At 48.3% G+C, this 25,989-nt stretch carries 21 protein-coding genes and 1 pseudogene; 15 read left to right on the plus strand and 7 right to left on the minus strand.

Going from position 1 to position 25,989, the window contains the following annotated elements; translation table 11 throughout:
• Positions 1-343: 343 nt before the first annotated feature.
• The 10 genes from ACO0LF_RS04630 (at position 344) to ACO0LF_RS04675 (ending at position 11,852) form a co-directional block, all read left to right on the plus strand.
• On the plus strand, positions 344-619 hold the full coding sequence (locus tag ACO0LF_RS04630) for a hypothetical protein (RefSeq protein WP_423012342.1): 276 nt from the start codon (positions 344-346) through the stop codon (positions 617-619).
• 157 nt (positions 620-776) lie between these two features.
• Entirely contained in the window at positions 777-1,337 is a 561-nt protein-coding gene (locus ACO0LF_RS04635) for an HNH endonuclease (protein ID WP_423001092.1), read from the plus strand.
• Between the two features lie 230 nt (positions 1,338-1,567).
• Entirely contained in the window at positions 1,568-2,785 is a 1,218-nt protein-coding gene (gene hmpA, locus ACO0LF_RS04640) for an NO-inducible flavohemoprotein (RefSeq protein ID WP_423012344.1), read from the plus strand.
• Between the two features lie 105 nt (positions 2,786-2,890).
• Positions 2,891-3,358 (plus strand): RrF2 family transcriptional regulator, encoded by a 468-nt coding sequence (locus ACO0LF_RS04645; protein ID WP_423012346.1) that lies wholly within the window; start codon positions 2,891-2,893, stop codon positions 3,356-3,358.
• Positions 3,359-3,630: 272 nt separating this feature from the next.
• On the plus strand, positions 3,631-5,268 hold the full coding sequence (locus ACO0LF_RS04650; RefSeq protein ID WP_423012348.1) for a response regulator: 1,638 nt from the start codon (positions 3,631-3,633) through the stop codon (positions 5,266-5,268).
• An 86-nt stretch (positions 5,269-5,354) separates the two neighbouring features.
• Positions 5,355-6,050, plus strand: a complete 696-nt coding sequence (locus ACO0LF_RS04655; RefSeq protein WP_423012350.1) for a methyltransferase — start codon at positions 5,355-5,357, stop codon at positions 6,048-6,050.
• 2 nt (positions 6,051-6,052) lie between these two features.
• Positions 6,053-7,288, plus strand: a complete 1,236-nt coding sequence (locus tag ACO0LF_RS04660; RefSeq protein ID WP_423012352.1) for a sulfotransferase — start codon at positions 6,053-6,055, stop codon at positions 7,286-7,288.
• Positions 7,279-8,100 (plus strand): arginase family protein, encoded by an 822-nt coding sequence (locus ACO0LF_RS04665; RefSeq protein WP_423012354.1) that lies wholly within the window; start codon positions 7,279-7,281, stop codon positions 8,098-8,100. Before ACO0LF_RS04660 ends, ACO0LF_RS04665 begins: the two co-directional genes overlap by 10 nt.
• A gap of 176 nt (positions 8,101-8,276) precedes the next feature.
• A complete protein-coding gene (locus ACO0LF_RS04670) occupies positions 8,277-9,320 on the plus strand; it encodes an ABC transporter substrate-binding protein (protein WP_423012356.1) in 1,044 nt (347 codons plus the stop codon).
• 9 nt (positions 9,321-9,329) lie between these two features.
• On the plus strand, positions 9,330-11,852 hold the full coding sequence (locus ACO0LF_RS04675; RefSeq protein ID WP_423012357.1) for a response regulator: 2,523 nt from the start codon (positions 9,330-9,332) through the stop codon (positions 11,850-11,852).
• Between the two features lie 116 nt (positions 11,853-11,968).
• On the opposite strand, the gene ACO0LF_RS04680 is transcribed toward ACO0LF_RS04675, so the two are convergent.
• On the minus strand, positions 11,969-13,150 hold the full coding sequence (locus ACO0LF_RS04680; RefSeq protein WP_423012359.1) for a tyrosine-type recombinase/integrase: 1,182 nt from the start codon (positions 13,148-13,150) through the stop codon (positions 11,969-11,971).
• A 175-nt stretch (positions 13,151-13,325) separates the two neighbouring features.
• On the opposite strand from ACO0LF_RS04680, the gene ACO0LF_RS04685 reads away from it, so the two are divergent.
• The 3 genes from ACO0LF_RS04685 (at position 13,326) to ACO0LF_RS04695 (ending at position 17,208) form a co-directional block, all read left to right on the plus strand.
• Positions 13,326-14,423 carry a DNA-binding protein gene (locus ACO0LF_RS04685; RefSeq protein ID WP_423012361.1) on the plus strand — a complete coding sequence of 366 codons (1,098 nt, stop codon included), beginning with the start codon at positions 13,326-13,328 and terminating at the stop codon, positions 14,421-14,423.
• Positions 14,424-14,625: 202 nt separating this feature from the next.
• Positions 14,626-16,788: a S46 family peptidase gene (locus tag ACO0LF_RS04690; RefSeq protein ID WP_423012463.1), complete on the plus strand. Its 2,163-nt coding sequence runs from the start codon at positions 14,626-14,628 to the stop codon at positions 16,786-16,788.
• A 144-nt stretch (positions 16,789-16,932) separates the two neighbouring features.
• Positions 16,933-17,208 carry an aldo/keto reductase gene (locus ACO0LF_RS04695; RefSeq protein ID WP_423012363.1) on the plus strand — a complete coding sequence of 92 codons (276 nt, stop codon included), beginning with the start codon at positions 16,933-16,935 and terminating at the stop codon, positions 17,206-17,208.
• A gap of 114 nt (positions 17,209-17,322) precedes the next feature.
• Here ACO0LF_RS04695 and ACO0LF_RS04700 read toward each other — a convergent pair whose 3' ends face one another.
• The gene (locus ACO0LF_RS04700) at positions 17,323-18,210 is read right to left on the minus strand and encodes a LysR family transcriptional regulator (RefSeq protein ID WP_423012365.1); all 888 of its coding nucleotides are present in this window, start codon (positions 18,208-18,210) and stop codon (positions 17,323-17,325) included.
• A gap of 97 nt (positions 18,211-18,307) precedes the next feature.
• Between ACO0LF_RS04700 and ACO0LF_RS04705 the strand changes: the two genes are divergently transcribed.
• A complete protein-coding gene (locus tag ACO0LF_RS04705; RefSeq protein WP_423012367.1) occupies positions 18,308-19,288 on the plus strand; it encodes a zinc-binding dehydrogenase in 981 nt (326 codons plus the stop codon).
• A gap of 20 nt (positions 19,289-19,308) precedes the next feature.
• Positions 19,309-19,722 (plus strand): annotated as a pseudogene (locus ACO0LF_RS04710) (helix-turn-helix domain-containing protein); the annotation flags it as partial.
• Between the two features lie 3 nt (positions 19,723-19,725).
• Here the strand turns inward: ACO0LF_RS04710 and pdeM are convergent.
• From pdeM to ACO0LF_RS04735, 5 genes are all read right to left on the minus strand, one after another.
• Positions 19,726-20,373 (minus strand): ligase-associated DNA damage response endonuclease PdeM, encoded by a 648-nt coding sequence (pdeM, locus tag ACO0LF_RS04715; RefSeq protein ID WP_423012369.1) that lies wholly within the window; start codon positions 20,371-20,373, stop codon positions 19,726-19,728.
• The gene (locus ACO0LF_RS04720; protein WP_423012371.1) at positions 20,370-22,844 is read right to left on the minus strand and encodes a ligase-associated DNA damage response DEXH box helicase; all 2,475 of its coding nucleotides are present in this window, start codon (positions 22,842-22,844) and stop codon (positions 20,370-20,372) included. Before ACO0LF_RS04720 ends, pdeM begins: the two co-directional genes overlap by 4 nt.
• The gene (locus tag ACO0LF_RS04725; protein WP_423012373.1) at positions 22,828-24,474 is read right to left on the minus strand and encodes an ATP-dependent DNA ligase; all 1,647 of its coding nucleotides are present in this window, start codon (positions 24,472-24,474) and stop codon (positions 22,828-22,830) included. Before ACO0LF_RS04725 ends, ACO0LF_RS04720 begins: the two co-directional genes overlap by 17 nt.
• A complete protein-coding gene (locus ACO0LF_RS04730) occupies positions 24,467-25,528 on the minus strand; it encodes a ligase-associated DNA damage response exonuclease (RefSeq protein WP_423012375.1) in 1,062 nt (353 codons plus the stop codon). Before ACO0LF_RS04730 ends, ACO0LF_RS04725 begins: the two co-directional genes overlap by 8 nt.
• Before the next feature lie 111 nt (positions 25,529-25,639).
• A complete protein-coding gene (locus ACO0LF_RS04735) occupies positions 25,640-25,963 on the minus strand; it encodes a hemerythrin domain-containing protein (RefSeq protein ID WP_423012377.1) in 324 nt (107 codons plus the stop codon).
• Between the last annotated feature and the right edge of the window lie 26 nt (positions 25,964-25,989).

Here is a 25,989-nt window from a genome sequence, read left to right on the forward strand (position 1 = left end):
CAGGAGCAGCAGACATGTCTCTGCCTTCTGAATTGAGAGTTGAAAAGCCCGGATGCCTATAATGCACCGGGCTTTTTACCTTTTTGGTTTTCAGATTAACTGCTCTGAAAACCCAGTAGTAGAACCCGCCTTGGGGCGGTCGTGCCGGAAAACGCCGGGTAACACGGGATTCTTTAACAATTTGGGACGACGTATTGACGATCCTTTCAAGCTTCATCTTTTTGAGGATGGAAAGAGGTGCTAGTAGCGGGCTAATCATTTGTCCGCAGCATCTTAAAAGTGGTTTGAATGAAAGCCTCTTTTAACATGCTGAAATGTGGAGAATATCCAGATATTGTTCTGCATGCGTTTTGTAATTTCAAAAAAAATAAGAAAAATAGAAAATATGTTTATGATTTATTGGTCCATCCTGGTAGATGGACAAGAGCGAACTTGCTCAAAAGAGTTTGATGGTGAAAATATGGCTGCTGCCTTGCAGTTCTCTGAATCCTTGCGTGCAGAGCAGCGTCAAGGTATGGCTATTCGCCATATCACCATGTCATGTGAAAATCCGAATTCAGTAGGCCGCGCAGGCGTTGCCGATCCGGGACCAGAATATTCCTGGAAAAAACGCCGTTAGATCTTGCTGGAAAATGTTTAGAAAATGAATTTTGATCATCATGCCTTACAGCATCGACTTTTCCTGCCTACAATGAAGTCATGACTAGTGATGTGTATTGAGTTTTTGTCAGCCGTCTTCCCAAATTGAAAAACATCCCAATAGAAACAGGTGATGTATGCAACAAATATTGGTTTTGGATATAGCTGGGGTACCCTATGACTGGATAAGTCAGAATGATGCTGCGACCCATTACGCCGCAAACAAAGTGGCGTGGGATATAGGTGATCAAGTCTTCACGCTGCGTGGCGGTTATAACAAAGATGGCGAGCAATCAAAAATCGCCATCAAACCCATCATCTCCATCAGGAATAGTGAACGTATGTCAAAAAACAGCCGTCACCAGATTCCATTAGGAGATGGAAACAGACTGCTCTATGCACGAGACAGGCATATCTGTGCCTACTGCGGAGAAGTTTTTCCTTATCTGGATTTATCCCGCGATCATATCCTGGCGACCTCACGTGGCGGGAAAGATATCTGGGAGAACTGTGTGACTGCCTGCAAGGACTGCAATCATGCAAAAGGCAACAAATTGGTACATGATTTCAAGCCTTTAATTTATGTTCCTTATGCTCCTTGCCGTTTCGAGCATTTCATATTGAGTGGCAGGAATGTGATAGCTGATCAACTTGAGTACTTGTCTGCAAAATTGCCCAGGCATAGTCGCTTATTGTAAGTAAGATGGCATGGATCTCATGTAATAGCAGAGATTCATGCTTAATCCCAAAAGAGATGCATTTTTTAAAATCTTTGATCTGGCTCAGAGTGGATATAAACATGTATTTACAATATATGTTTAAGGGTTTATGATGTGTCCATGCAATCCCAGTGATGTTCATGGTTGTTTTTAGCCTTCGTGTTTTGATGCGGCTTTAAACATGTATTTAATATATATCTAAGACTATTATGTTAGACACTACTACTAGAAATTTGGTTAAGGCGACAGTTCCGGTATTGAAGGAGCATGGCGTCACATTGACGCGTCATTTTTACGCACGCATGTTTGCTCACAACCCCGAACTAAAACCCATTTTCAATCAAGGCAATCAGCAATCCGGCAGCCAGCAACAAGCCTTGGCAATGGCGGTGCTGGCTTATGCAGAACACATAGACAGTCCCATGGTCTTGTTGCCAGTACTTACGCTGGTGGCAAATAAGCATGTGAGCCTTGGTATCAGGGCAGAGCATTACCCTATAGTCGGCAAGCATTTACTGGCTTCGATCAAAGAGGTATTGGGAAATGCTGCCAGCGATGAATTATTGCAGGCATGGGCAGCTGCTTACGGTCAGCTCGCCGATGTATTAATTGCGCAAGAGACTGCCATCTATGCAAAAGCAGCGACGATTCCTGGTGGATGGACAGGTTGGCGCAGTTTTGTAGTCAGCAAAAAAATAGTAGAAAGTGATGAGATCAGCTCCTTTTATCTGAAACCAGCCGATGGTGGCGCAGTACCTGACTATCAGCCGGGGCAGTACATCTCTGTCAAAGTATTTGTGCCAGAACTGGGCATCATGCAACCACGGCAATACAGCCTGTCGTGCTCACCAGGTCAGGAGTATTTACGCATCTCTGTCAAACGTGAAGCAGAGATGCCAGGAAAACCTGCTGGACTGGTTTCCAATGTATTGCATAGAGATGTGCAGCAAGGTGCCATGCTGGATGTCGCGCCCCCCATGGGCAATTATGTGTTGCATGAAGACCGAGATACGCCAGTTGTGTTAATCAGCGCTGGTGTCGGTGTGACGCCCAAGCTGGCGATGCTGGAACATCTACTTAAGCAAAATACTCCACGTCAGATTCGTTTTTTGCATGCATGCCGTCATGGTGGGGTGCATGCTTTCAAACAGCAAGTGCGTGAGTGGAGTCAGCAATTTGCACAAGTCAAAACAATGACGTACTACGAAGTGCCTCGCGCAGAAGACCAGGTTGCGATTGATTACGATCAACAGGGACGATTGAATCTGCAAGATTTGTCTTCAGATTTTTTATTGGCTGATGCTGATTACTATGTATGTGGCCCGCGTGCGTTCATGCAGGCACAAATCACCAGTTTGCGGGATATGGGTATCGCCTCAGACCGTATACATAAAGAAGCTTTCGGTAGTGGTGGATTTGCGCATTAATTCATTTTTAGGCCATATCCTTGCAAGAAACAAAAGCGTATGGCCTTGTTTTATGTAGTTCTGTATTACTATGCGCAAGCGATAAGGACATATCAGAAAAATTTTATGCAATTGACCCACTTTACCGATCTTGGCATGCGTGTGCTCATGTATTTGAGTCACAAAGACAGGCAAGATCCCGTCACTATCAGTGAGATTGCTGACAAGTTTTCCGTCTCCCGTAATCATTTGGTCAAGGTCGTGCATTTTCTGGCTCAGAAAAACTGGATTATCACAACCAGGGGGAAGGGCGGTGGTATGGCCCTGGCCCAGGATGCAAAACAATATCGCCTGGGTAGTGTCATTCGCGAACTGGAAGGCGTGACTGCACTCATCGATTGCGCTACGCCGCCTTGCGCCCTGCGAGGTAATTGCCAGCTCAAGTCCGTGCTTGATCAGGCCTTATATGCATTTTATGCAACACTGGATAAATACACGCTGCAAGATGCCATAGGCGGAAATACGCATGAAGCTATTGTCATGTTGCATCGCACAGGTTTTGTAGACCAGTCTGCGCTTAAGCATCCGTCTTGATTTCTAATGTTCATTTACCATTAGCGCCCTTCAACTGAAGCGGCAGGATATTTCATATTCTTTTACAAAGTATTGCATCTATAGGCATTCTTGCATTGCTTATTTTTTATCATCGTTTTCAAAAAATGCTAATATGCTTATAAGAAGAATCACCTAAATCAATTTGTCCGGCAATCTACATTGTGCGTCAGTCCATGTTCGGTTTGCTAGCCTGGGTAAATCTGCCAGGCAAGTGATAGATGTTGAACGTTCAGACTGTGCCAGGAGTTCGAATGACATTATCCCAAATGCAAGCACGCATTTTGATAGTTGATGATGAGACTGCACACTTACAAGCTTTGTGTGATTTGTTGCGTGACCACAACTATGCAACGACTGGTTTTGCAAACGGGATCGAAGCACTCGATTATTTGCGCAGCAATACATTTGACCTGCTGTTGACAGATTTGATGATGCCTGGCCTGGATGGCATTGCCATGGTGGAGTCGGCACGAAAAATTGATTCTGATCTGGCATGCATCGTCATGACGGGTGAAGGTAGTATTGCATCCGCAGTCAAGGCCATGAAGGTTGGTGCACTTGACTACATCATCAAACCATTCAAAATTTCATCCATCTTGCCGGTGCTGGTACGCGCCATGGATACGCGCCACTTGCGTATGGCAAATGCCAAACTGGAACGGCAATTGCGTGAGCATACGATAGAGCTGGTGGCGCTCAATAAAGACCTCGAGCAAGCCAGGACACAGGCAGAAATCGCCAATCGTGCGAAGTCGACCTTTCTTTCCAATATGAGTCATGAACTACGCACGCCTTTGAATGCCATCCTGGGTTTTGCACAAATACTCGCCTCTGAAACACTGCAGACCAGCCTGGATGAAAAGAAAGAATTCGCCAAGCACATAGAAGAAGCAGGGAGTCATTTACTGACACTTATCAATGAAATCCTGGACCTGGCAAAAGTGGAGTCTGGTGCGATGAAGTTGTCGGTAGAAGCTATCGCTCTTGATGAAATACTTGGTGAGTGCAAGACGATGATAGAGCCACTCGCTAAAAAGCGTAGGATCAGCGTAGATTTTCAAGAAAATACGCGTTTTTTTGTGACGGCTGATCGCATTCGTTTAAAACAAGTTTTAATCAATCTTTTATCCAATGCCATCAAATACAATCGTGAAAGTGGCACCGTCAAGATTACGGTTCATGCCAGCGAGGATGGCCTTATTTGCGTTCAAGTTATGGATAGCGGCATAGGGCTGAGCGTAGTCCAGCTGGAAACCATTTTCCAGCCATTCAATCGCCTGGGGCGAGAAGTGTTCAATGAAGAGGGCACTGGCATAGGCTTGTCACTGGTAAAACATTTGGTAGAGGCCATGCAAGGCAGCATAGGCATACACAGCCAGGTAGGTGTAGGCAGCACATTTTGGGTTAAATTTCCAGGGGCAGCCACCAGTCCTGCAAGCCAGGAAATGAACACTAAAGAGTTGACTCACGGAAGCATCACAAACGACAGAACATCTGTCAAGAAGTCACTGCTTTATGTTGAAGACAATCCAACTAATTTGCGCCTGGTTGCTGAGTTGATACGTCTGCGTTCGGATTTGGTGTTGTTGACTGCAACAGATGGTTTGCTGGGCATAGAACAAGCGCGATTGTATTTGCCGGATGTGATTTTGATGGACATTAACTTGCCAGGTATTGATGGTATAGAAACGCGCCGTTTCCTGCACGATGACCCGAAAACTGCGCACATCCCGGTTATTGCTGTCACTGCGAATGCGATGCCTGCAGATCTTGAAAAAGGAAATAGTGCTGGTTTTTTCTCTTATGTCACTAAACCGATAGACATAGAAAAATTTAGTGAAGTAATAGACCTCGCCCTGGAGTTTGCTGCGAATAAAAAACGGGCTTAGAACAAGATCCATATTTCAGCTTGTGACTTTGCTGAGAAATGCTTGAGGTAGGTATTTTCTGCAATTATCTTTTGAAAGGGATAGCCATGGAACAAACATCTGCATCTAACCTTACTCACATAGATCGCTGGCAAAAAAACCGACAAAAGGCTTTTAAGGACATTGATCCTAATGGGAAAACTGTCAAGTACCTGGGCAAGGAGTTCCTGGTTTTCCCTGAAACTTTCTGGCCATTCACGGACAGTCAACCTTTGGTGCAAAGTTTCAAAATCAAGGCAGGTGAAAGTGTGCTGGATGTTGGGACAGGTTCCGGGGTCATTGCCATATTCGCCTGTTATGGGGGCGCGAGTAAAGTCACTGCAGTAGATATTAATCCCTCAGCTATCAAGAGTGCGAAGCACAATGCCAAAATGCATGGCTTTGATAAACTCATGAAGGTAAAAAAATCCAATCTGTTCCAGGCACTTAAAGATGAGCAGTTTGATGTTATTACGGCCAATCTGCCTTTTCGTAACAAGCCCGCCCCTGATGTGGTTGCAAGATCACAATGGGATACAGATTTCAAGACAAATACCCAGTTCTTTACTGACGTGGGCAAGCATTTGAAGCCAGGAGGACGGATTTATTTTGCACAATCCAATTTTGGTGCCATTGATGAGATCAAGGCATTGGCAAAAGCTGCCGGTTTCTCTGTGAGGACATTGGCAAGCGCAGCAGCGGATAAGGCAGAGACCAAGAAATTCTATGCCTTTGTCATGAGGCGTGCAAAGTCCACGGTGTAGTGATGGATGTCATCGATACCATTAATGATTTGCGCCAAATAGCACATACAGATCGTGGCCAAGCTGTCAAAAAGGTGGCAGTCATTTTGACTGCACCAAGATCTGGCTCCAGTCTATTGAAGAGCGTGCTATCTGCCCATCCTGATATTGCCTCCATGGATGGCGAAGTTGAACCATTCCTGGCCTTGACCAGAAATGGCTTTGCCTGCAACAGCGATAGTGATGTCATCACGCACTTGAATGATAAAGAAGCATTGCTGGACAATATCCTTGATGACATGAGTTTGCCTGCCGTTGAGGTTCCTGACTACGACATACTTCAGGATCGATGGAAAAAACGCCTCTTACTGCAATATCCTGCATTGTTTTCTCAAGCTGGAATCTATCTTCAGCTTGTGCGGGACCTAGAGACGGTCTTTGATCAGGCCAGAGAGCAGCAAATACAAGGTGAGGCCATGTTGCAGGAACTGGTCTTGTCCAGAGTCTTCAAAAATGAGACCTGGCGACTGGATTACTATGATGGCAAAAAAAATCCAGCAGCAAGCCATTGCTTTAATGAGGTGATTAAATTGGAAGAGCCTCCATTTGTCATCCCACGTCACTATAGACGACCATTCGGACCTGCTGATGCAGGCGACAAAACCCTGCTCTTTAAAACACCACCTGACGTTTATAGAATAGGGATGTATGAGCAATTATTTCCGAATGCGCAAATCAGATACATACATTTGACCCGTGGCTATGCGCAGTCAGTAAATGGTTTGATGGATGGCTGGCTTTCTCCCATCGCTTTCTTTTCACGAAATGTGGAATCAGTAGGGGTTGATTTGGCAATCAAGGGATATACCAATCTCGTCGGCTTTGGAAAGCATTGGTGGAAATTTGATCTGCCACCAAACTGGAAAGAATATATCAACGCCAACCTGGAGGAGGTGTGTCTGAATCAATGGCTATCTGCTCATCAATCTATCTTTGACAGTCAAGTCAGCTGTTTGTCGGTTTCTTTTGAAGAGTTTTTGTCCAAGCCTGCCAGCGTTATTAAGAAGATCACTTCTTACCTGGACTTGCAGGACATGTCTGGATTACCGGCTTTTCCTGTAACGATGGCAACCGAGGCTCCCAAAATAAGGCGCTGGCGAAAACGTGAAGATAGTCTATTACGTCTGGCTGAGCGAAGAGAGGTAAAGATAATGATGGATGCATTAGCTTATCAAATGAATCCTGAAACATGGTTATAAAAAATCACTTGCTCGTTCCATTTTTGACAGGCCAGAGAAGGGATGGTCTGGCGCGTGTCAATGATGTCAGTCCACAGCAGTGGCAGGTATTGGATGTTCCTGAGTTCGTCGAAGGCAAGATTAATGACGCTAATGAAAAGTTGCGCAGAATGGGGCAAATTTATGCGCTACATGCCCATGCCGTCAGACAAATCCTTGAGCGTGGAGGTCGGCCTGTCACTATCGCGGGTGATTGTTTCTCTGCTTTAGGTACGCTGGCAGGTTTGCAAATGGCTGGCAATTTGCCAGACCGTATATTGTGGCTGGACGCTCACGGGGATTTTCATACCTGGGGAACGACGCACACTAAATATCTTGGAGGAATGCCTTTGGCCATGCTGGTCGGTAAACGAGACCGGCGCAAAGATAGTCGTGACTCAGTTGGCGCCTTCCTGGATGCAATTGGTATTCAGGCCTTTCCTGAAGAAAAAATTATTTTATCGGATGCGCGTGACCTTGATCTTGGTGAAAAAGAGTCTTTAGAAAGCTCTCGAATAAGCATCTGCAAAATCGAGGATGTACATAAGCACTTGTTGCCAGGAGAGAACATTTATCTGCATTTTGATACAGATGTGATTGATGATAAGGCAAAATTGCCTGCATTAAAGTATCATGTAAAACAAGGTCCATCCCATGCAGAAATAAGGGCACTCTTTACTTATCTACGTCAGTACAAACTAGTTGCCATATCCATTTCAGCGTGGCATGAAGAAGATGACCTTGACAACAAAACTGCGATTGCTTGCTTAAATTTGCTAAAAGAACTAGAATAAAATTAACAAATTTGCACTTATTTGCTGCAAAAATTTGCTCCAGGCGCAAAGAGGTCGCTTCAACAGCAAGAATATCCTGACTTCACCAGATAAACTTTTACTAGATTGATCTCCACCTGTGCGCAGTTTCGGTATCGACGGAGTGGGTATTTGGAAAATTAAGAAGGAGAGTCGGCATGACGGGTGTGAAATCCAGGCAATTGAATAATAAGACTGTCCTGACCTGGCTGGTCTGCCTGTTTTTGGTGGCATTCTCGATCGGCCTTCTCTATCTTTGGATAATGCGTACACCTGCGAAACCTGAGTCCTCGCTACAGCAAGTCATTATCGCAACCAATACAGAATATGTTGGGACTTGCTCAATTACAGCAGCAAGAGAAAAGGGCTACTTTGCCAAAGAAGGCATTGTCGTTTTGATTCAATCGCATTCCAGTGGTAAAGCTGCCATGGATGCCGTCTTGCAGGGTCAGGCTAATCTTGGAACAGTGGCCGACATTCCTGTCATGTTTGCCGGGCTTGATCAAAGACCTGTCTCAGTAATTGCTACCATATTCAAGACCGAGAAAGATCACGGCATTGTTGGGCGCAGGGATCGCGGCGTATTGACGCCCGCTGACCTGAAAGGCAAGCGCGTGGGTGTAACACTCAGTACGTCCAGCCATTTCACGCTTAGCGCATTTTTGAATCGCCAAAAATTATCGGTGAAAGATGTCACCGTGATTAACTACAAACCAGAAGAATTTGCGGATGCAATTGATCGTGGTGAAGTTGATGCTGTTGCTTCCTGGGAGCCATTTTTAAACACCATGATGACGCGTCTTGGCAGTAATGGCGTGGTTTTTTATGGTAAGGATGTCTATGAGAGTTTGTACAATGTGGTCGGCATGCGCAGCTATATCGCCGAGCAACCAGAAACCATCAGGAAGGTATTGCGTGCATTAGACCAGGGTAGCCAATACTGCAATGACATGCCCGATGCAGCACGAGTGATCCATGAAGCAGGTAAGAAAACGGATACCAAGGAACAGCGCGCTGCATGGGCGACCTACCGCTTTGAAATAGTGCTTGATCAGGGATTGTTGCTGGCTTTAGAGGATCAGGCGAGATGGGCTATCAAGAACAAACTGACCAACAAGACTGAAGTACCAAATTATCTCGATTATGTCTACCTCGATGGCATGGAGAAAATAAAACCCTCTGCAGTGACCATTATTCATTGAGATTCCAAAGTGAAAATTTCAACTCGACTGAAATTTGCGGAATTAATCTCTTTAGCCATCGTGGCTGTGATTGCAGTCATTCTGTTGTCTACTACTTTGCAAATGAAGCGGGAAATTGCAAAAAACGAAGCTGCTGGCGAGTTATTGCAAGCAGTGACTTCTTTGCGATATTTAACACTGGAATACGCTTTGCGTCATGATGAGCGCACAAGGGCGCAATGGCAATTGCGTAGCAATTCCCTGGCAAAGCGGTTGGCAAGTGCGGAAGAGCTTGCAGAATTCACTGATAAGGAAGCCATTTCTGACTTGCGTAGTGCCAATGAAAACATAGAGCAATTATTTACTCTCCTAGTAAGTAATCATCATGAATTGCTACGCGAAAAGGAAAAAGCCGAGATACTCGAAGAGCTGGAATCACGCTTGCTTGGTCAAATAACGAATAAAACCCAGGCCATGATTTCAGATGCCTTGAATTTGTCTGAACAAAGCCGTATTGGTGCTTTGAATGCGCAACAAAGGGCTTTCAATGCAGTGATCTTATTTGGCGGTATCGTTGTTCTGGTCGTCACAGTGACTATTTACATTACGCTCAGAAGTGTCAGTCGCCCGCTAGAGAAACTGCGGGAGGGAACGGCAATTGTGGGCGCTGGCAACCTCGATTTTTCCTTGCGATTTGAAAGCCAGGATGAGATAGGAGACCTTGCCCGCGCATTCGATGGCATGACAGAAAAACTCAAATTGACCACGGTGTCACGTGACGCCTTGTTTAATATCAATGAAGAATTGCAGGCAGAAATAATTGAACGCCAGCAAATAGAAAAAAAAGCACAAGCACAACTCGCACGCCTCAGTTTATTGCATCAGATCACTCGCTCTATAGGTGAGCGCCAGGATTTACCCAGCATCTTCCAGGTCGTTATTCGCAGTCTTGAAGATCATTTGCCGGTCGATTTTAGTTGTGTCTGTCTCTATAACCAGGAGAAAAATTTACTGACCGTCACCAGTGTTGGTTTGCGTAGTGAGTCATTGGCACAGGAGTTGTCCATGACGCAAAATGCCCAAGTGTCTATTGATGAGAATGGTTTGTTGCGTTGCGTGCGTGGGCATCTTGTCTATGAGGCGGATATCAGTAAGGTTGACTTTCCGTTTCCACAAAGGCTGTTTGCAGGTGGGCTTAATGCCTTGGTGATGGCACCTTTGAGAGCAGAGAGTACTGTTTTTGGTGTGCTGGTTGTCGCCAAGCGGCAAGCGCATAGCTTTAATAGTGGTGAATGTGAGTTCTTAAGGCAATTGAGTGAGCATGTCGCATTGGCAGCCAACCAGGCGCAACTCTATACAGCATTGCAACAGGCGTATGATGATTTACGCCAAACCCAGCAATCCATTATGCAGCAGGAACGTTTGCGTGCACTTGGGCAGATGGCGAGTGGAATCGCACATGACATCAATAATGCAATTTCCCCAGTGGCTTTATATACTGAATCCTTGCTTGAAACGGAAAAAAATCTTAGCGTCAAAGGCCGCAACTATCTCGAAGTCATTTCCCGCGCTATCGACGATGTCGCAGCTACTGTAGCCAGAATGCGGGAGTTTTATCGTCAGCGCGCCCCTCAGTTGACCCTGTTGCCTGTCAATGTCAATAATTTGGTGCAACAAGTCATCGATCTGACACGTGCGCGGTGGAGCGATATGCCGCAGCAGCGTGGCATCGTCATTAATGTGAATACTGAGTTTTCCCCTGATTTGCCTGACATCATGGGAGTGCATGGCGAAATCAGGGAAGCGCTGACCAATTTGATTTTCAATGCGGTAGATGCCATGCCTGACGGCGGGGTGCTCACGGTACGTACCAATGTCGTGCAAGACTTGCTTGAGTCAACCAAAGAAGTTATTTTGAAGCAGGTGTGTATTGACGTTTGCGATACTGGCGTAGGCATGTCGGACGATACCAGACGCCGTTGCCTGGAACCGTTTTTCACCACCAAAGGAGAGCGCGGTACGGGTTTGGGCTTGGCCATGGTGTATGGCATGGTAGAAAGGCATAGTGCGCATATAGAAATATTGACAGAAATCGGTAAAGGCACGACCATGCGCCTGAGTTTTCTGGTGCCAACAACCGTGAGTGAAGTCTCGCACTTGCCCGCGCCCGATACTATCCCAACACAAAGACGTATCCTGGTAGTTGATGATGACCCCATGGTACTTAAATCTCTGCGCGATATACTGGAAATTGATGGCCACAGCGTGATTTCTGCTGACGGCGGTCAGGCGGGTATAGACTCGTTTAATGATGCTCATGCCCAAGGCGATCCATTTGCAGTTGTCATCACAGATTTAGGCATGCCTTATGTTGATGGCCGCAAACTGGCGAACTCAATCAAGCAAAAATCTCCTGCCACCCCCATCATCATGCTGACAGGCTGGGGTCAGCGCCTTGTTGACGACGGTGACTCCCCATCTCATGTGGATTATGTATTGAGTAAGCCGCCCAAATTATCCGAGTTGCGCGAGGCATTGAGAAAAATTCTTTGATCTGTTTACAAAGAATTTTCAAGGACTTGCTTTGGTGGTACCGGGTCGCACCTCAAGCACTATTACCTCTCTTGCCTACTTTGCAAAGCTCACATTATTTGGTTCGGCGAATTGACTCACCAATTAATTTTATGCCCGGCTTCTGTCTCGGTGTGGCGTGCGTCATCTGTGGTGTGCAAATAATTATTGGTGGTGCTTAAGGACTCATGTCCAAGATTATCTCGAATGTGACGCAAGTCGATGTCATTATTGGCCATATGCGAACCAGCTGTATGCCGCAGCCAGTGTGCAGAAGCTTGTTCAACGCGGTCAGCAAGGGCGGAGTATGACTCTCCATGCAGCCTTAATCTCTCTGCTGTTTGTTGAAAAACCTTTTTTACTATGGAGTGCAAAGCGCCGCGCGTCATTGGATCTGTTCTACTGCCGATAGGCAGCAGCAGCGGCAGTGGTTCGGCTTGCGAGGGCAGGGGGCTTAAAGCTTTGGCTGTGCGATAGCGGCTCAGTTCCAGCATTAATTCATTTGTCGCGGGTACGATTCTGAGTTTGTCTCCTTTGCCTAAGATTTCCAGCCACCAGCGCTCCCTTCCGTCTCTGTCACGTCGGCAGAAAAAACTTCCCATGGTATTCACTATCACTTCGGATATTCTGAGGCCGCACAGATAAAGCAGGGAAAACAGCCAGCGTAGACGGAAATATTGTTCACGCTGACGTTCAGTTTCTTTAGGCATGAGCTCTATGCTCTGCTTGACTTCAGACCACAGTTCATCTTCCAAATAACGAGTAATGCGTGGCTTGGCTTTTCTGCTGCGCTGACGAGACAAAGAAAGTGGATTGCCCGCCAGATAGCCTGCATTCACCAGCCAGGAAAACATGACATTCAATATCACCGCCGCCTGGCGCTGGCTGCCAAGCGACAGCGGGCCAGAGAATGGTCGCCATTCAGGATGTTTGCGAGAAAATTTTCGCTTGTCCCGCATTACCCAGCGTGTAGCCGGCTGTGGGCAGGCTAAGAATCTTTGGTAACTGAGCCAGTCTTCATGTGTCAGTGAGGATAGTGGCTTGCCTAATTGTACCGTCGACCAGAGTAACAGACGCTCAGCCTCTTTGCGGTAATTATCGAAGGTCGTTTTCGTATCCCAAAAGCGCGCCAACCAGGCTTTGATGGCATCAATATCGTTATCTGCCTTAATTTGTGGCCGATTGCCTGTGGCTCGGTTGTTGCCGCTGCTGCCATCCATATCTTTGGGCAAGTGCACATTTTCCAATGTTGTCGGCATGGTCAAAATATCGATATTCATTTTTTTGAGGCTATCTGCTGCGATCCGTGGATGTTGGGTGGTCAGGCATTGCGTATTTCGACGTAAGAGTCAAATTATAATGACATTATAAAAGTAATGTCATATTAATTTTTAATTTAATTAAATATCCAACATAATACGTTGTATTATCCATTAAATTAATAATGGAAATAATATGAACATTTCAACATCAGACGAACGCATGCTGTTAGCCGATATTGAAGCGCTGCGCGAGCAATTCACGCAAACACAGGACTTGTACAGAGAGGTTTGTGCAACTATGTTCTTCCGTTATGGCATGACGCCAACTGCCAATAAGCTCTATCAGCTTGTGCGCAAGGGCAGCATGTCAGCGCCAGCCGAGGCATTGAACCGTTTCTGGAAAGATTTACGGGAGAAGAGCAGGGTCAAAATAGAGCACCCGGATTTGCCGGAGGCTTTAAGGCAGGCAACTGCGACAATGGCAGTCAGCCTGTGGTCAGTTGCCTTGGAGCAGGCGCAGGAATCTTTGTCTACTTATCGCGCTGAGACCGCAGAGCAGCTTATTGCTGCCAATGCCGCAAAAGAAATGGCGGAGCTGGAAATGCAGGTGATGCTGAAATCACAGGGATCTTTAACGAATGAGTTGACGGTAGCCAAGGCCAGCATTCAAGAAATGGAGCATGAAGTCACCACCTTGCAGGTCAGGAATGAGAGCCTTGATACCCAGCTTGCTTCCAGCAAGTCGGAAATAGCCCAGTACCAATCCAGATTACAGGTAGTGACTCAGGAATTTACTCTGGAATTGGAAAAGCAGCGCCAAGCATCCTTGTTTGCCGAAGAGCGCTTCAGAGTCGCAGAAAAGCGCGCGCTCATGGAAGTGGACAGAGAAAGACTGCAGAGTGGCAAGTTGCAAAAAGAGCTGGATCTGCTGCGTAGCTCAATGGCTCAGACTCAAGATAGCCACCAGAAGGAAATGCAGGCCTTGCGCGAGCAAACAGGCAACTTGCGCCAGGACGTCGGTAGCTTGCAAGGACAGTTGTCGGCACTTACCGACATCCGTGACTCCACTATGAAAGAATTAATGATAGAAAGAGGGCGCATGGAGACGGCGCAGTCTATGCTAATCACCAGCAAAACCGAAATGGAGCAGCTGCAAAAGCAATTACACCAGAGCGGAGAGCTTATAGAAAGCTTGAAGGCAGAACTGGCTAATGAGCGTGCAGCCCGAGAAAATGAAAAGCAAATGCTATTGCAAGAGAAGCATCAAATGAAGGAGAGTGATGTCGACTAGTTTCATGGTAAGGCTTCGTACTGCCTGGCAATCGCTTACAAATCGCGCTCTTGGCAGAAATTTGTGCGAAATACTGAACTTTCGTTCAGTTTCTCAGACTAAACTAATCGCGCCTTGAGCTTGCTTTAAGTTCGCCCTAAGCTTGCCCTAAGGTGTACGAGGGAAACCATTTATAATTTTCACATCTTTTTATAACAATATGATGAAAAAAACACTTACCACGCTGGCGGTCATGAGCCTTTGCCAGATAGCTAGCGCAGACGAAGGCATGTGGATGCCCCAACAATTGCCGCAAGTTGCCAAGCAACTTAAGGCCGCAGGTCTGAAACTCGATCCAGCAACATTAACCAAGCTGACAGAATTCCCCATGGGGGCCATTGTAAGTCTGGGTGGTTGCTCTGCATCGTTTGTTTCACCTCAAGGCTTGGTTGCGACCAACCACCACTGCGTCTACAACAGTGTTGCCCATAATTCCAAGCCAGAGCGCAATTTGCTGGCCAATGGTTTCCTGGCAAATAGCCTGGATGAAGAATTGCCGGCGTCTCCAGGCTCACGCATTTTCGTGACCAAAGAAGTCAATAATGTCAGTGACAAGATCATCGATAAAAATACGGCGAAATTGAACGGCAAAAACCGTGTTGATGCCATAGAAAAAAATTCCAAAGCCATTGTCGCAGAATGCGAAAAAGATGCCGGTCACCGTTGCAATGTTTATCCATATTATGGTGGACTTGAGTTTTATCTCATCAAGCAACTGGAAATCAAAGATGTCCGCCTGGTGCACGCCCCGCCTGAAGGTGTAGGCAAGTTTGGTGGTGATACCGACAACTGGATGTGGCCACGTCATACCGGTGACTACGGCTTCTACCGCGCCTACGTCAGCAAGGATGGTAAGTCAGCTGACTATAGTAAAGACAACGTTCCTTACGTACCCAAGCATTTCCTCAAACTGGCTAAAGACAATTTGAAAGAAGGCGATTTCATCATGGTGCTGGGCTACCCAGGTCGCACCAATCGCCATCGCCTGCCTTCAGAAGTTGCCTATACTTTCGACTGGAATTATCCCGCTTTCGTGAAAGGCTCTGGTGACATGCTGGCCATTATCGCTAAAGAAACCAGCGATAATCCTGATGCAAAACTGAAGTATGCGGGCCAGGTTGCAGGCATTAACAACTACTACAAAAATCGTCAGGGCATGCTTGACAGCTATGCCGGTAGCGATATCCTGGCACGCAAGGCCAAGGAACATGATGATCTGAAAGCCTGGATTAACAGCAGCCCTGCGCGTGCAAAAGAATATGCCAGCGATATTGTGCAAGTGGAAAAACTGATTGCTGAGCGTGATGCAATCGGCAAACGTGATTTTTATCTCATGAATTCTTCCCCTCGCTTCCTTGGTACAGCTCGCACTTTGTATCGTCTGTCCAATGAAACGGTCAAACCAGATGCAGAGCGTAAAGCTGGCTTCCAGGTGCGTGATTTGCCACGCTTTAAGGCAGGCGTAGATGCTGTAGAGCGCAATTACGATGAGAAAGTCGACAAAGCCCTGGTGATATACAACCTGAGTAAATATGCAGCGCAAGCAAAAGCGGAACGTAATGCCAATTTTGATGCAGCCTTGGGTATCAAGGATGGTATGACAGAGGCCGAGCTTAAGTCCCTGCTTGATACTCTCTATGCTGGTAGCAAGCTGGGTGACAAAGCCGCTCGCAGCGCATGGTTGAATGCCAAGCCAGCAGACTTTAAAGCCAGCAATGATAGCTTCATCAAAGCAGCCGTTGCCATGTATGAAGGTGGTTTGAAGCAAGAAGCTGAAGAGGAAGAACTCTCCGGTAAAATCCAGCAAGCCTATGGTAACTACATGAAAGCAAAAATTGCTTACATGAACAGCAAGGGGCAGGCGGTATATCCTGACGCAAATAGCACCTTGCGTGTTACCTTCGGCAAAGTAGCTGGTCGTGACCATGGTACTGCTGATGGTTTGGCCTGGAGTGCATTTACTACAGTCAATGGCATTCCACCCAAAGCAACAGGCAAGGGTGAATTCAATGCCCCGGCAACGCAATTGGCGGCAATCAAAGGCAAAGACTTTGGCAAGTATGTAGATCCGCAACTCAAAACAGTACCAGTAAATTACCTGGCGACACTTGATATTACTGGTGGTAACTCGGGTTCTGCTGCTTTGAATGCCAAAGGCGAATTCATAGGCCTGGCATTTGACGGCACTTTGGATTCCATCATTTCTGATTGGGATTACAACAAGGCCAATTCCCGCTCCATCCAGGTCGATCTGCGTTATATGCTGTGGCAGATGAAGCATGTAGACAAAGCTGATCGTCTGCTCAAGGAAATGGGTGCCGAGTAAATTTTGGTATTAAATCGCTTGAGCTAGCTCAAGCTTTTAAATGAAATGGGTCGCATTGCGGCCCATTTTTTTTGCATGATTTAATTTTATATTGCTGAAATTTTTTCAGTAGCTCATGCAGAACGTCGCATCTTATAGCATCGGGTGGACCCGGCAATTCCCATCCTGGAACTGGAGCGTCTTGCAAGCAAGCGTGGTGCTACTGCTGCACAGCTCGCTCTCGCCTGGCTACTTGCGCAGAATGAGTCAATTATTCCCATTCCTGGCGTCCGTCGTCTTGCACATCTCGAAGAAAACCTGGCTGCGACGGACATAGTGCTGACTCAAACCGAGCTTGCAGATATCGCAGCCGTCATTCCTGCAAAGGCAATTCAGGGTGCGCGCTATACAGAAAAGGAATTGGGCATGGTCGGTCTCTGAGCCAATTTCGATAAACTGTAGCTCACTCATCAATGGGAAGTGCTTTTGGTATATAAAAACATACTTCGTATTTTCTTATTTTCCAGAAGTTCATACATTCAAAGACGAGGCAGCTTACTGACATTGATCCTGGATATAACTCCAGAGTTTTTGTGCTACAGGTCCGTGAGGGATGTTGCGGTTGCGTGCCGCAACGAGACGAACTTGCCCACCTTTGAGATGCAGGCCTTTGATCGACAACAGTTTTTGTGTACGCAAGTCTTCTTCAATCAAATAATCGGGCATATGCCCCCAACCCATTCCCTGGACAATAATTTCTTTCTTCATCAATTGATCGCTTACTGTCCAGCTGCGAGCACCGTCCATCAGATAATAATCGCGCGGCTTGGAGTGTGTCGCTGAATCCCGGATGACACACTGCACATAGTCTCGCATCTGTTCTGGCAAAATATTATCGCTGACCGGGAAAGAAAGAAAACCGGGAGCAACAACAGGAATGAGCTGGACATTTTGTAATTCTATGTATTCCAGGCCTGGATCGCTAGCATCAATATGATGAAAGATAAGATCTGCATTGCCATCCCTCAGACGCTCCCAGGGACCGGAAATAGCCTCGAAATGCAAGTGGAGTCTCGTACTGGGACTAGCATCAAAAAAACGACGCAGCAGGCTCAGGGTTTCTGTCAGTGGGCTTAAATCACCTATCACTACATGTAATTCAGCCTCCACACCCATGGAGAGCTGGGTGATGTGATCTTCCAGTTTTTCATATTCCTGAAGCAGAACACGGGCGTGGCCATAGAATGAACGGCCTGCGTCTGTTAGCTTTACTCTGTAGCTGCTCCTATCCAGAAGGCTGACACCTACTTGCGTCTCCAGGCTCTTGATTGCCGCGAAGACCGTGGGTTGAGAGCGGAATAATTGATCTGCTGCTGCCTGAAAACTCCCATGATTGACCACCGCATCAAAACAGCGCAACTGGTGGAGCGTCAGATTATTCATACTAGAGTAATTGAATGATGTCATTAGGAATTTGAAAGTATAAATCAATTAACTCCACTGATAAAGTCTTGCACATCTACAGCAGCGGAGTCTCAAAATGAAAGCAATCGTTATAAAACAATATGGTGGGCCAGAAGTGTTGGCAATAGAAGAGCGCCCAATGCCAGTAGCGAAGGCAGGGCAGGTACTCATAGAAATAAAGGCATTTGGTATTAATCAGGCAGAGATTTATTTCAGGAAGGGTAGTTGGGGTGATGTCGCAGAAATCAGTGGAATTGAATGCGTCGGTCTCGTTAGCGCAGATCCATCAGGGCAATTTCAAGTTGGGCAAAAAGTCTTTGCCATTGTTGGCGGCATGGGACGTAGTATCAATGGCAGTTACGCAGAATATGTGACTGTGTCAGCAAGCAATGTGGCAGCGATCAACAGCAATCTGGCATGGGAACAATTGGCGGCGATTCCAGAGTCATATGCGACAGCGTGGAGTTGCCTGTATGGCAATCTTGAGATCAGGCCTGGCCAAACTTTGCTGATACGTGGCGCTACCTCAGCTTTAGGCCAGGCAGCGCTCAATATAGCGGCACATGTTGGAGTGAACATCATTGCTACAACTCGCAATGCAGAGCGAATTGCTGGATTAAAAGCACTTGGTGCCAAAGAAGTCGCGATAGAAGCACCAGATCTACACGAAACTTTGAATGTGCATCGATCTGGCAAAATTGACGCAGTCCTTGATCTGATAGGGAATACTACAGTGCTTGGTTCTCTTACAGCAGTTTCCAAAAATGGTCGAGTTTGCCTGGCTGGCTTCCTTGGCGGTAGTGGACCAATCAGTGACTTTCAGCCCGTATTTCAAATACCGAGTGGACGCCACCTTAGTGTCTTTGCCAGCGCATTAGCGACAGGAAGCACCGAATTCCCCATGGATGAAATCCCTTTTCAAGAGATAGTTGATCTGGTGGCCCAAGGTGTGTACAAAGCATCGCCAGCAGAGGTGTTTGAGTTTAACCGCATTCAAGACGCACATTGTTTACTTGAGTCCGGGCAGGTAAATGGAAAAATTGTCATACGTGTTTAAGGCAGTCAACTAAGTTATTTGAAGTAACGGGTTTTTCAAGGGACACGTTTTACCGTTATCAGTCTGCCGTTGAGAGCGGTGGAGTTGAAGCTCTGATCGATTCCAGCCGGAGGAAGCCAAATCTGCGCAATCGTGTTGATGATGTCGTTGAAGACGCAGTTAAAGATGCAGTTAAGGCGTTTGCAATTGAACAGCCAGCATTTGACCAGGTTAGCGTTTCCAATGAGCTACGTCGACGTGGAGTGTTTGTTTCGCCCTCTGGTGTGCGGTCAGTCTGGCTGCGACACGATCTCGAATCGTTTAAGATGCGGATCTCAGCGCTAGAGAAACATGTTGCTGAAACAGGTGAAGTTCTGACTGAAGCTCAAGTTGTCGCTCTCGAACGGAAGCAGGATGACGACGTCGCATTCGGTGAAATTGAAACTGCACATCCTGAATTAGACCGCTTTGATAACACTATCACCGGCGACAATAAACACCTGTTCGTCCGCATCTGGCTTGATGGTGTAACTGCCAGTGAAAGCACCAAAGGAAGGGAGAATCGCCCGGCCGGTACCAATTAAAAAGCAAGGCAGGCGCAGAGTCTCGTGTCGCCCTGATAAGCGAAAAGAAGGGTGCACATGACCGGCCAGCACATAACCATCGCTTTCAACGTCAGGGTAATGGCAAAAGGCGAATGGACCACTACGGAAAGGTTCATTGACGATATGGATGCCTAATTCCTGCGGTGGGTCGCCTGCCCGCACATCATGGTTGCCACGTACCAGTGTCATTTCAAGTGCGGGATGGCTAGTGCGCCAGTTGAGCAGGCTTTGTAGCGTGGCTGCTGAAATATCAGGCGCATGCAAAAAGTCTCCCAGAAAAATAATGTGCTGGGTCGGATAGAGCATCATCAGCTCATCCAGCAATTCAAGATTTTGTGCTGTCGTCCCATGCGGTACGGGTACACCCAGGCGGCGGAATGTAGCTGCCTTGCCAAAGTGAATGTCAGCAATGATCAGTGTTGAATTGCTGGGCCAGTACATGGCTTTCTGTGGCAACAGCATGAGCATTTCACCTGCCACCTCAAGTTCCAGTGCCATCATGATTGCGCCGCCTTTTCAAGCTCACGCACCATGCGGGCGATGCGGTCCGAGAGTTTTTCGGTACTGAGTTTTTCGCGGAACAGTTCCACCATGAGCGGGAAGGAAAATGGCGTGGGTCTGGCGATTTCACGCAAGACAATTTGTTTTTGCTGTAGTTGCTGCAAGGTCTGGCGCAGGCGTGTCAGTTCCAGTTCCTGTTCCAGTACTTCACGCTGGGCCTGGGTCAGCAACAGATTGTCAGCATCATGTTTGCGAAATACTTCAAAAAATAAACTCGATGATGCCTGCAACTGGCGATTAGATTTTGACTGACCAGGATAGCCCTGGAATACCAGCCCGACGATGCGGGCAATTTCGCGAAAGCGTCGCTGCGACAGTTCAGTAGCATTCAGGCTCAGCAAGACATCTTCCAGAAGCATGTCGGTGCTGAACAGGGCTGTCTCTTTGCCTGAACCTGCATTAAACAATAAAGCCCAGTCAGTGGACTGCGGTGCCAGCAACTCAAAGCCATAATCATTAAAGCCTATGGAAAAAGTATTTGCCTGGTGCTTTGCCATGCGGTAGGCAAGTAATGCAGCCAGGCCCGCATGCACGGCGCGCCCTTCAAACGGATACATGAACAGGTGAAAGCCTTCGCGGCTTTGCATGGTTTCTATCAAAAGTATCTCTGGCGTTGGCAGCGCAGACCAGCGTTGCTGTATGTCGAGCAAGGGTTTCAGGGCTTTCATTTCAGGGCCATCAAATTCCTGCCTGGCGGCGAGACGCAGCTGCTCCAGCGCTGCATGGGCCAGTTCAGAAGACAAAGGCATTTTACCGCCTTGCCAGCGCGGTATGGTTCCCTTTTTACCTACTGCACGTTTGACATAGGCTGTCATTTCATAAACGCGGATAAATTCCAGTATGCGGCCACCAAACAAAAAGTGATCGCCCTTTTTCAAGCGCGAAATAAAGGATTCTTCTATCGTCCCTATACGGCTGCCGCTGATGAGTTTAACGCTGATTGATGCTTCAGAAACGATGGTACCTATACCCATGCGGTGCCTGCGGCCGATGGCGGAATCTGGTACGCGATAGATGCCATCTTCGCCTTCTACCACTTTATGGTATTCAGGATAGGCAATCAGGCTCTGGCCACCGCGGGCGACAAAGTCGAGCACCCATTGCCACTCATCCGAGGTCAGATCGCGGTAGGAATATGCCGCCCTGACTTCTGCATACAGGTCTTGTGAACGAAAGCCGCCACCCAGTGCCACCGTCACTACATGTTGTACCAGAACGTCCAGCGGCTTGCCAGGTACCTGGCGGGCTTCTATCTGGCGCAGGGCGACGGCCTGCTTGGCGCTGGCAGCTTCGAGCAATTCCAGCGTATGCGTGGGCACCAGGGTCACCCGTGATACGCGTCCTGGCGCATGGCCACTGCGCCCGGCTCTTTGCATGAGGCGTGCGACGCCGCGTGCGCTGCCGATTTGCAGTACCCGTTCCACCGGCAAGAAATCCACGCCCAGGTCCAGGCTGGAGGTACATACCACGGCTTTTAATTGTCCCGCTTTCAGGCCTTGCTCAACCCAGTCCCGCACCTGCTTGTCCAGCGAACCATGATGCAGGGCGATGACACCTGCCCAGTCGGGGCGCGCTTCCAGCAGGTTCTGATACCAGATTTCTGCCTGTGAGCGAGTATTGGTAAACACCAGGGTACTTTGATGTTTGTCAATTTCTGCGACGACTGCTGGCAGCATTTGCAGTCCCAGATGACCGGCCCAGGGGAAGCGGGAAGGATTGGCCGGTATCAGCGTATCGACCTTGATCCTCTTCTGGGTCTGGCCCTGTACCAGCAAACCATTGCCGACACCCAGCAAGGCATCGCGTGCCTGTTCCAGATTGCCTAGGGTTGCCGACAGACCCCAAACCAGCAATTGCGGATTCCATGCCTTCAGCCTGGCGATGGCCAGTTGGGTTTGTACGCCACGCTTGTTACCCATCAGTTCATGCCACTCATCGACGATGATCATGTCAAGTTGGGCAAACTGGGCCTGGGCATCGTTCTTGCTGAGCATCAGCGACAGGCTTTCTGGTGTGGTGATCAGGGTCGCAGGCAAGGCCTTGGCCTGACGCGCACGCTCGGCAGAGCCGGTATCGCCAGTGCGTGCGCCTATGCTCCATTGTGGCAACAACTCATTTGGCAACTCAGTCAGGGGCTCTTGCAAGGCACGCAAGGTATCTGCTGCCAGCGCCCGCATGGGCGTGATCCACAATACTCTGAGACCTGCTGCGCTTCTTTTATTTGGCTTTTTTTCAACGGCCCGCAGCAGCGCAGCGAACCAGACGGCATAGGTTTTACCTGAGCCGGTACTCGCATGTAAGATGCCAGACTGGCCGGCCTGTGCCGCTTTCCAGACTTCGCGCTGGAAGGGAAAAGTTTTCCACCCCTTTGCAGCAAACCAGTCTTTGACTGCTTTAGTTGCCAAGCTCATGCGCATTACTAGTAGCCAGTAAATTTTTCAAGTCATCCAGGGTATTGGCTTCTTCTATCTGCTTGTCTTCACGTCGCCGCAGTATGCGTGGGAAACGTACTGCAATGCCAGCCTTGTGCCGCGTGGAAAGCGAGATACCTTCAAAGCCGATTTCAAACACCATGCTGGGTTTGACGCTGCGTACCGGGCCAAATTTCTCTATGGTGGTCTTGCGGATCACGGCATCAACCTGGGCGATTTCTGCATCCGTCAGGCCAGAATAGGCTTTGGCAAAAGGCACGAGTAGGCGTTTGCCGCTGGTATCTTCATCCCACACTGCAAAAGTATAATCGGTATACAGCGATGCACGACGCCCATGGCCGCTCTGGGCGTAGATCAGTACTGCATCGATAGAGTAAGGGTCGATCTTCCATTTCCACCATGTGCCCACATCCTTGGTGCGGCCCACACCATATTGGGCATTGACAGCCTTGAGCATCATGCCCTCGACACCCAGTGCACGGGAGTTCTGGCGTAGCAGGGCCAGGTATTGCCAATCCGGTTTTTGCAAGACGGGAGAAATCCTGAGCATGGGGTGGTTGACGATGGTGACCAATTTTTCCAGCAGGGCGCGTCGTTCATGTTGAGGCAGATGGCGCAAGTCAGCCTGCTCCAGTTCCAGCAAATCATAGGCCACCAGCACTGCTGGCAGCTCGGACAAGAGTTTTGTAGTGAGGCTCTTGCGGCCTATGCGTTTTTGTAAATCAGCAAACGGGGCAGGGCGGTCTTCAGTCCACACCAGGATTTCGCCATCAATGGCGGTACCATTTGGCAGGGGCACGGCGGCTATTTCCGGGAAACGTTCAGTAATCAGGTCTTCGCCACGCGACCACAGATAAGTCTGGTTGTCACGGCGCAGCAGTTGCGCACGTATGCCATCGTATTTCCATTCTGCCTGCCAGCCAGTGATGTCGCCCAGGGATTCTGGCGCAGCGGATAGCTGATGTGCCAGGAAAAACGGATAGGGCTGACCACCACGCAAGCTATGTTCCTGATCTGACTGAGGGCTGATCAACTTCATGAAGCCGTCTGCTGTTGGAGCCACGCGGCCATCTGTCCAGCCCATGAGCCTTTGTGCGATCAGTTTGTTATCGACTTTGGCGACATCGCCAAGTGCGCGCGTGACCAGCAGTTTTGATACACCGACTCGAAAGCCGCCGCCTATCAGCTTGCCCAATAAAAAGCGTTCAGGTGTCGTCAGTTCATCCCAAAAAGAAAACAGGGCGCTTCGTATCACCTCTGGTGTTGCGCCACGCAGAGGCGCGATCCTTTCCAGCATCCAGTTTGCCAGGCCGACATGGGCTTGCCGTACAGGTGGTGGCAAGACATGGGCGATGGTTTCCGACAGGTCGCCTACCGCCTGATAGCATTCTTCAAACAGCCATTCTTCGATGTTGGCATATTCCATGGCAAACTGCCGCAGCAGTTTGCTGGGCACTGCCTGGCGTGGTTTGCCGCCCGCCAGAAAATACACTGCCCATGCCGCATCCTCAGGTGGTGACTGACTGAAATACGTTTTCAAGGCATCGAGCTTGCGGTTGGTGGATGTGGTTTCATCCAGTTGGGCGTAGAGCTGGGCGAATTCACGCATGATCGCCTTCTTCGGATGTTGATGGTTCTGCTACGGCTGCTGTTGCTATTGTTACTGCTGCTGAGGCTTCGTCTTCATCTCCATATTCAGTATCAAAGCCAGATGCCTGCAAGCCTTGTTGCTGCAAATAACGCACCATGACGGGTATCGATCCGTGGGTGACGATAATGCGAGATGCACCCGTCGCATTGATCGCCTGCATCAGGCCCGGCCAGTCGGCATGGTCAGACAACACAAAACCCCTGTCCACGCCACGCCTGCGCCGTGCGCCCCGCAACTGCATCCAGCCGCTGGCAAAGGCATCGCTGAAATCGCCAAAGCGTTTTATCCATGGCGAATTGCCAGCAGATGGCGGGGCGATGACTATCGCCTGTCTGAGTTCGTTTTTGTCGCTGACATCGCTGACCATTTTTGTTGCTGGCAAGCGTATGCCCGCTTCGCGGTAAGCATGGTTCAGTGGTTCGACTGCACCATGGCAGATAATGCTACCTATGCTGGCATCGAGCCCATGCAAAATACGTTGTGCCTTGCCGAATGAGTATGAGAGCAGCACGCTGGTCCTGCCCTGCGCGGCATTATTGCGCCACCACTGGTTGATGTCGTCAAAAATACTTTGCTGGGCCTGCCAGCGGTAGATGGGCAAGCCAAAGGTGGATTCGGTAATGAAGGTATGACACGCGACGGATTCAAAAGGGGCGCAGGTGCCGTCAGCCTCTACCTTGTAGTCGCCAGAGGCCACCCACACTTCACCCTTGTATTCCATCCTGACCTGGGCAGAACCCAGCACATGTCCGGCAGGGTGCAGGGAGATCGTCACGCCATTATGCAAGCGCTGTTCGCCATATTCCAGCCCTTCTATGCTGATATCACCCAGCCTCGATTTCATCACGCCGACGCCAGCCGCTGCGGTCAGATAGTGTTCATTTCCTATCCTGGCATGGTCGGAGTGCGCATGGGTGATGATGGCACGCGGTACCGGGCGCCAGGGGTCGATGTAGAAATCACCTGGCACGCAATACAGGCCTTCCTTGCGATTGACAACCAGATCAGCCATATTGATTCACTCCTGTCAGGCTCATTTAATTTCATCCTGTAAGTCCCGGTGAATACCTGAAAAAACCGCATGTTGACGTTGCTTCTCAAATTAAACAAAAGCTCAAAAAAATCAGACTCCCAATCGTTCTTTCAAATCTTCTTTAGGTTGTGTCATTTCATCGCCCAGAACATCCGGGTTGAGATCGGTTTCATTGATCTTGGGGAAAAGCGCATTTTCTTCTTCATCCACATGGTACCGAATTTGCTCGCTGAAGACTTTGATCTTGGCGTCAAACATAGGGTCATCAGGTTTTGTGTCACCCAATTGTTTGATAATATCTTTGGCACCATTATGTTCAACTTCTACTTCATCGAGCAGATCATCATCCTTTTCATTCAGCGCAGCACCTGCTGCCGAATAATTGATGGCCTCCTGATGAGTGATTGCTGACATGGCTTTCTCCTGTTTGGTGATGGCTT

The sequence above is a fragment of the Undibacterium sp. Di27W genome (assembly GCF_049340345.1).
Lineage (GTDB): Bacteria > Pseudomonadota > Gammaproteobacteria > Burkholderiales > Burkholderiaceae_D > Undibacterium.

What these genes read in the sequence shown, in the direction of transcription:
- ACO0LF_RS04630 (WP_423012342.1), top strand. Translation starts at nt 344, where the DNA reads ATGCGTTTTGTAATTTCAAAAAAAATAAGAAAAATAGAAAATATGTTT.
- ACO0LF_RS04635 (WP_423001092.1), top strand. Translation starts at nt 777, where the DNA reads ATGCAACAAATATTGGTTTTGGATATAGCTGGGGTACCCTATGACTGG.
- hmpA (WP_423012344.1), top strand. Translation starts at nt 1,568, where the DNA reads ATGTTAGACACTACTACTAGAAATTTGGTTAAGGCGACAGTTCCGGTA.
- ACO0LF_RS04645 (WP_423012346.1), top strand. Translation starts at nt 2,891, where the DNA reads ATGCAATTGACCCACTTTACCGATCTTGGCATGCGTGTGCTCATGTAT.
- ACO0LF_RS04650 (WP_423012348.1), top strand. Translation starts at nt 3,631, where the DNA reads ATGACATTATCCCAAATGCAAGCACGCATTTTGATAGTTGATGATGAG.
- ACO0LF_RS04655 (WP_423012350.1), top strand. Translation starts at nt 5,355, where the DNA reads ATGGAACAAACATCTGCATCTAACCTTACTCACATAGATCGCTGGCAA.
- ACO0LF_RS04660 (WP_423012352.1), top strand. Translation starts at nt 6,053, where the DNA reads ATGGATGTCATCGATACCATTAATGATTTGCGCCAAATAGCACATACA.
- ACO0LF_RS04665 (WP_423012354.1), top strand. Translation starts at nt 7,279, where the DNA reads ATGGTTATAAAAAATCACTTGCTCGTTCCATTTTTGACAGGCCAGAGA.
- ACO0LF_RS04670 (WP_423012356.1), top strand. Translation starts at nt 8,277, where the DNA reads ATGACGGGTGTGAAATCCAGGCAATTGAATAATAAGACTGTCCTGACC.
- ACO0LF_RS04680 (WP_423012359.1), bottom strand. Translation starts at nt 13,150, where the DNA reads ATGAATATCGATATTTTGACCATGCCGACAACATTGGAAAATGTGCAC.
- ACO0LF_RS04685 (WP_423012361.1), top strand. Translation starts at nt 13,326, where the DNA reads ATGAACATTTCAACATCAGACGAACGCATGCTGTTAGCCGATATTGAA.
- ACO0LF_RS04690 (WP_423012463.1), top strand. Translation starts at nt 14,626, where the DNA reads ATGAAAAAAACACTTACCACGCTGGCGGTCATGAGCCTTTGCCAGATA.
- ACO0LF_RS04700 (WP_423012365.1), bottom strand. Translation starts at nt 18,210, where the DNA reads ATGAATAATCTGACGCTCCACCAGTTGCGCTGTTTTGATGCGGTGGTC.
- ACO0LF_RS04705 (WP_423012367.1), top strand. Translation starts at nt 18,308, where the DNA reads ATGAAAGCAATCGTTATAAAACAATATGGTGGGCCAGAAGTGTTGGCA.
- pdeM (WP_423012369.1), bottom strand. Translation starts at nt 20,373, where the DNA reads ATGATGGCACTGGAACTTGAGGTGGCAGGTGAAATGCTCATGCTGTTG.
- ACO0LF_RS04720 (WP_423012371.1), bottom strand. Translation starts at nt 22,844, where the DNA reads ATGAGCTTGGCAACTAAAGCAGTCAAAGACTGGTTTGCTGCAAAGGGG.
- ACO0LF_RS04725 (WP_423012373.1), bottom strand. Translation starts at nt 24,474, where the DNA reads ATGCGTGAATTCGCCCAGCTCTACGCCCAACTGGATGAAACCACATCC.
- ACO0LF_RS04730 (WP_423012375.1), bottom strand. Translation starts at nt 25,528, where the DNA reads ATGGCTGATCTGGTTGTCAATCGCAAGGAAGGCCTGTATTGCGTGCCA.
- ACO0LF_RS04735 (WP_423012377.1), bottom strand. Translation starts at nt 25,963, where the DNA reads ATGTCAGCAATCACTCATCAGGAGGCCATCAATTATTCGGCAGCAGGT.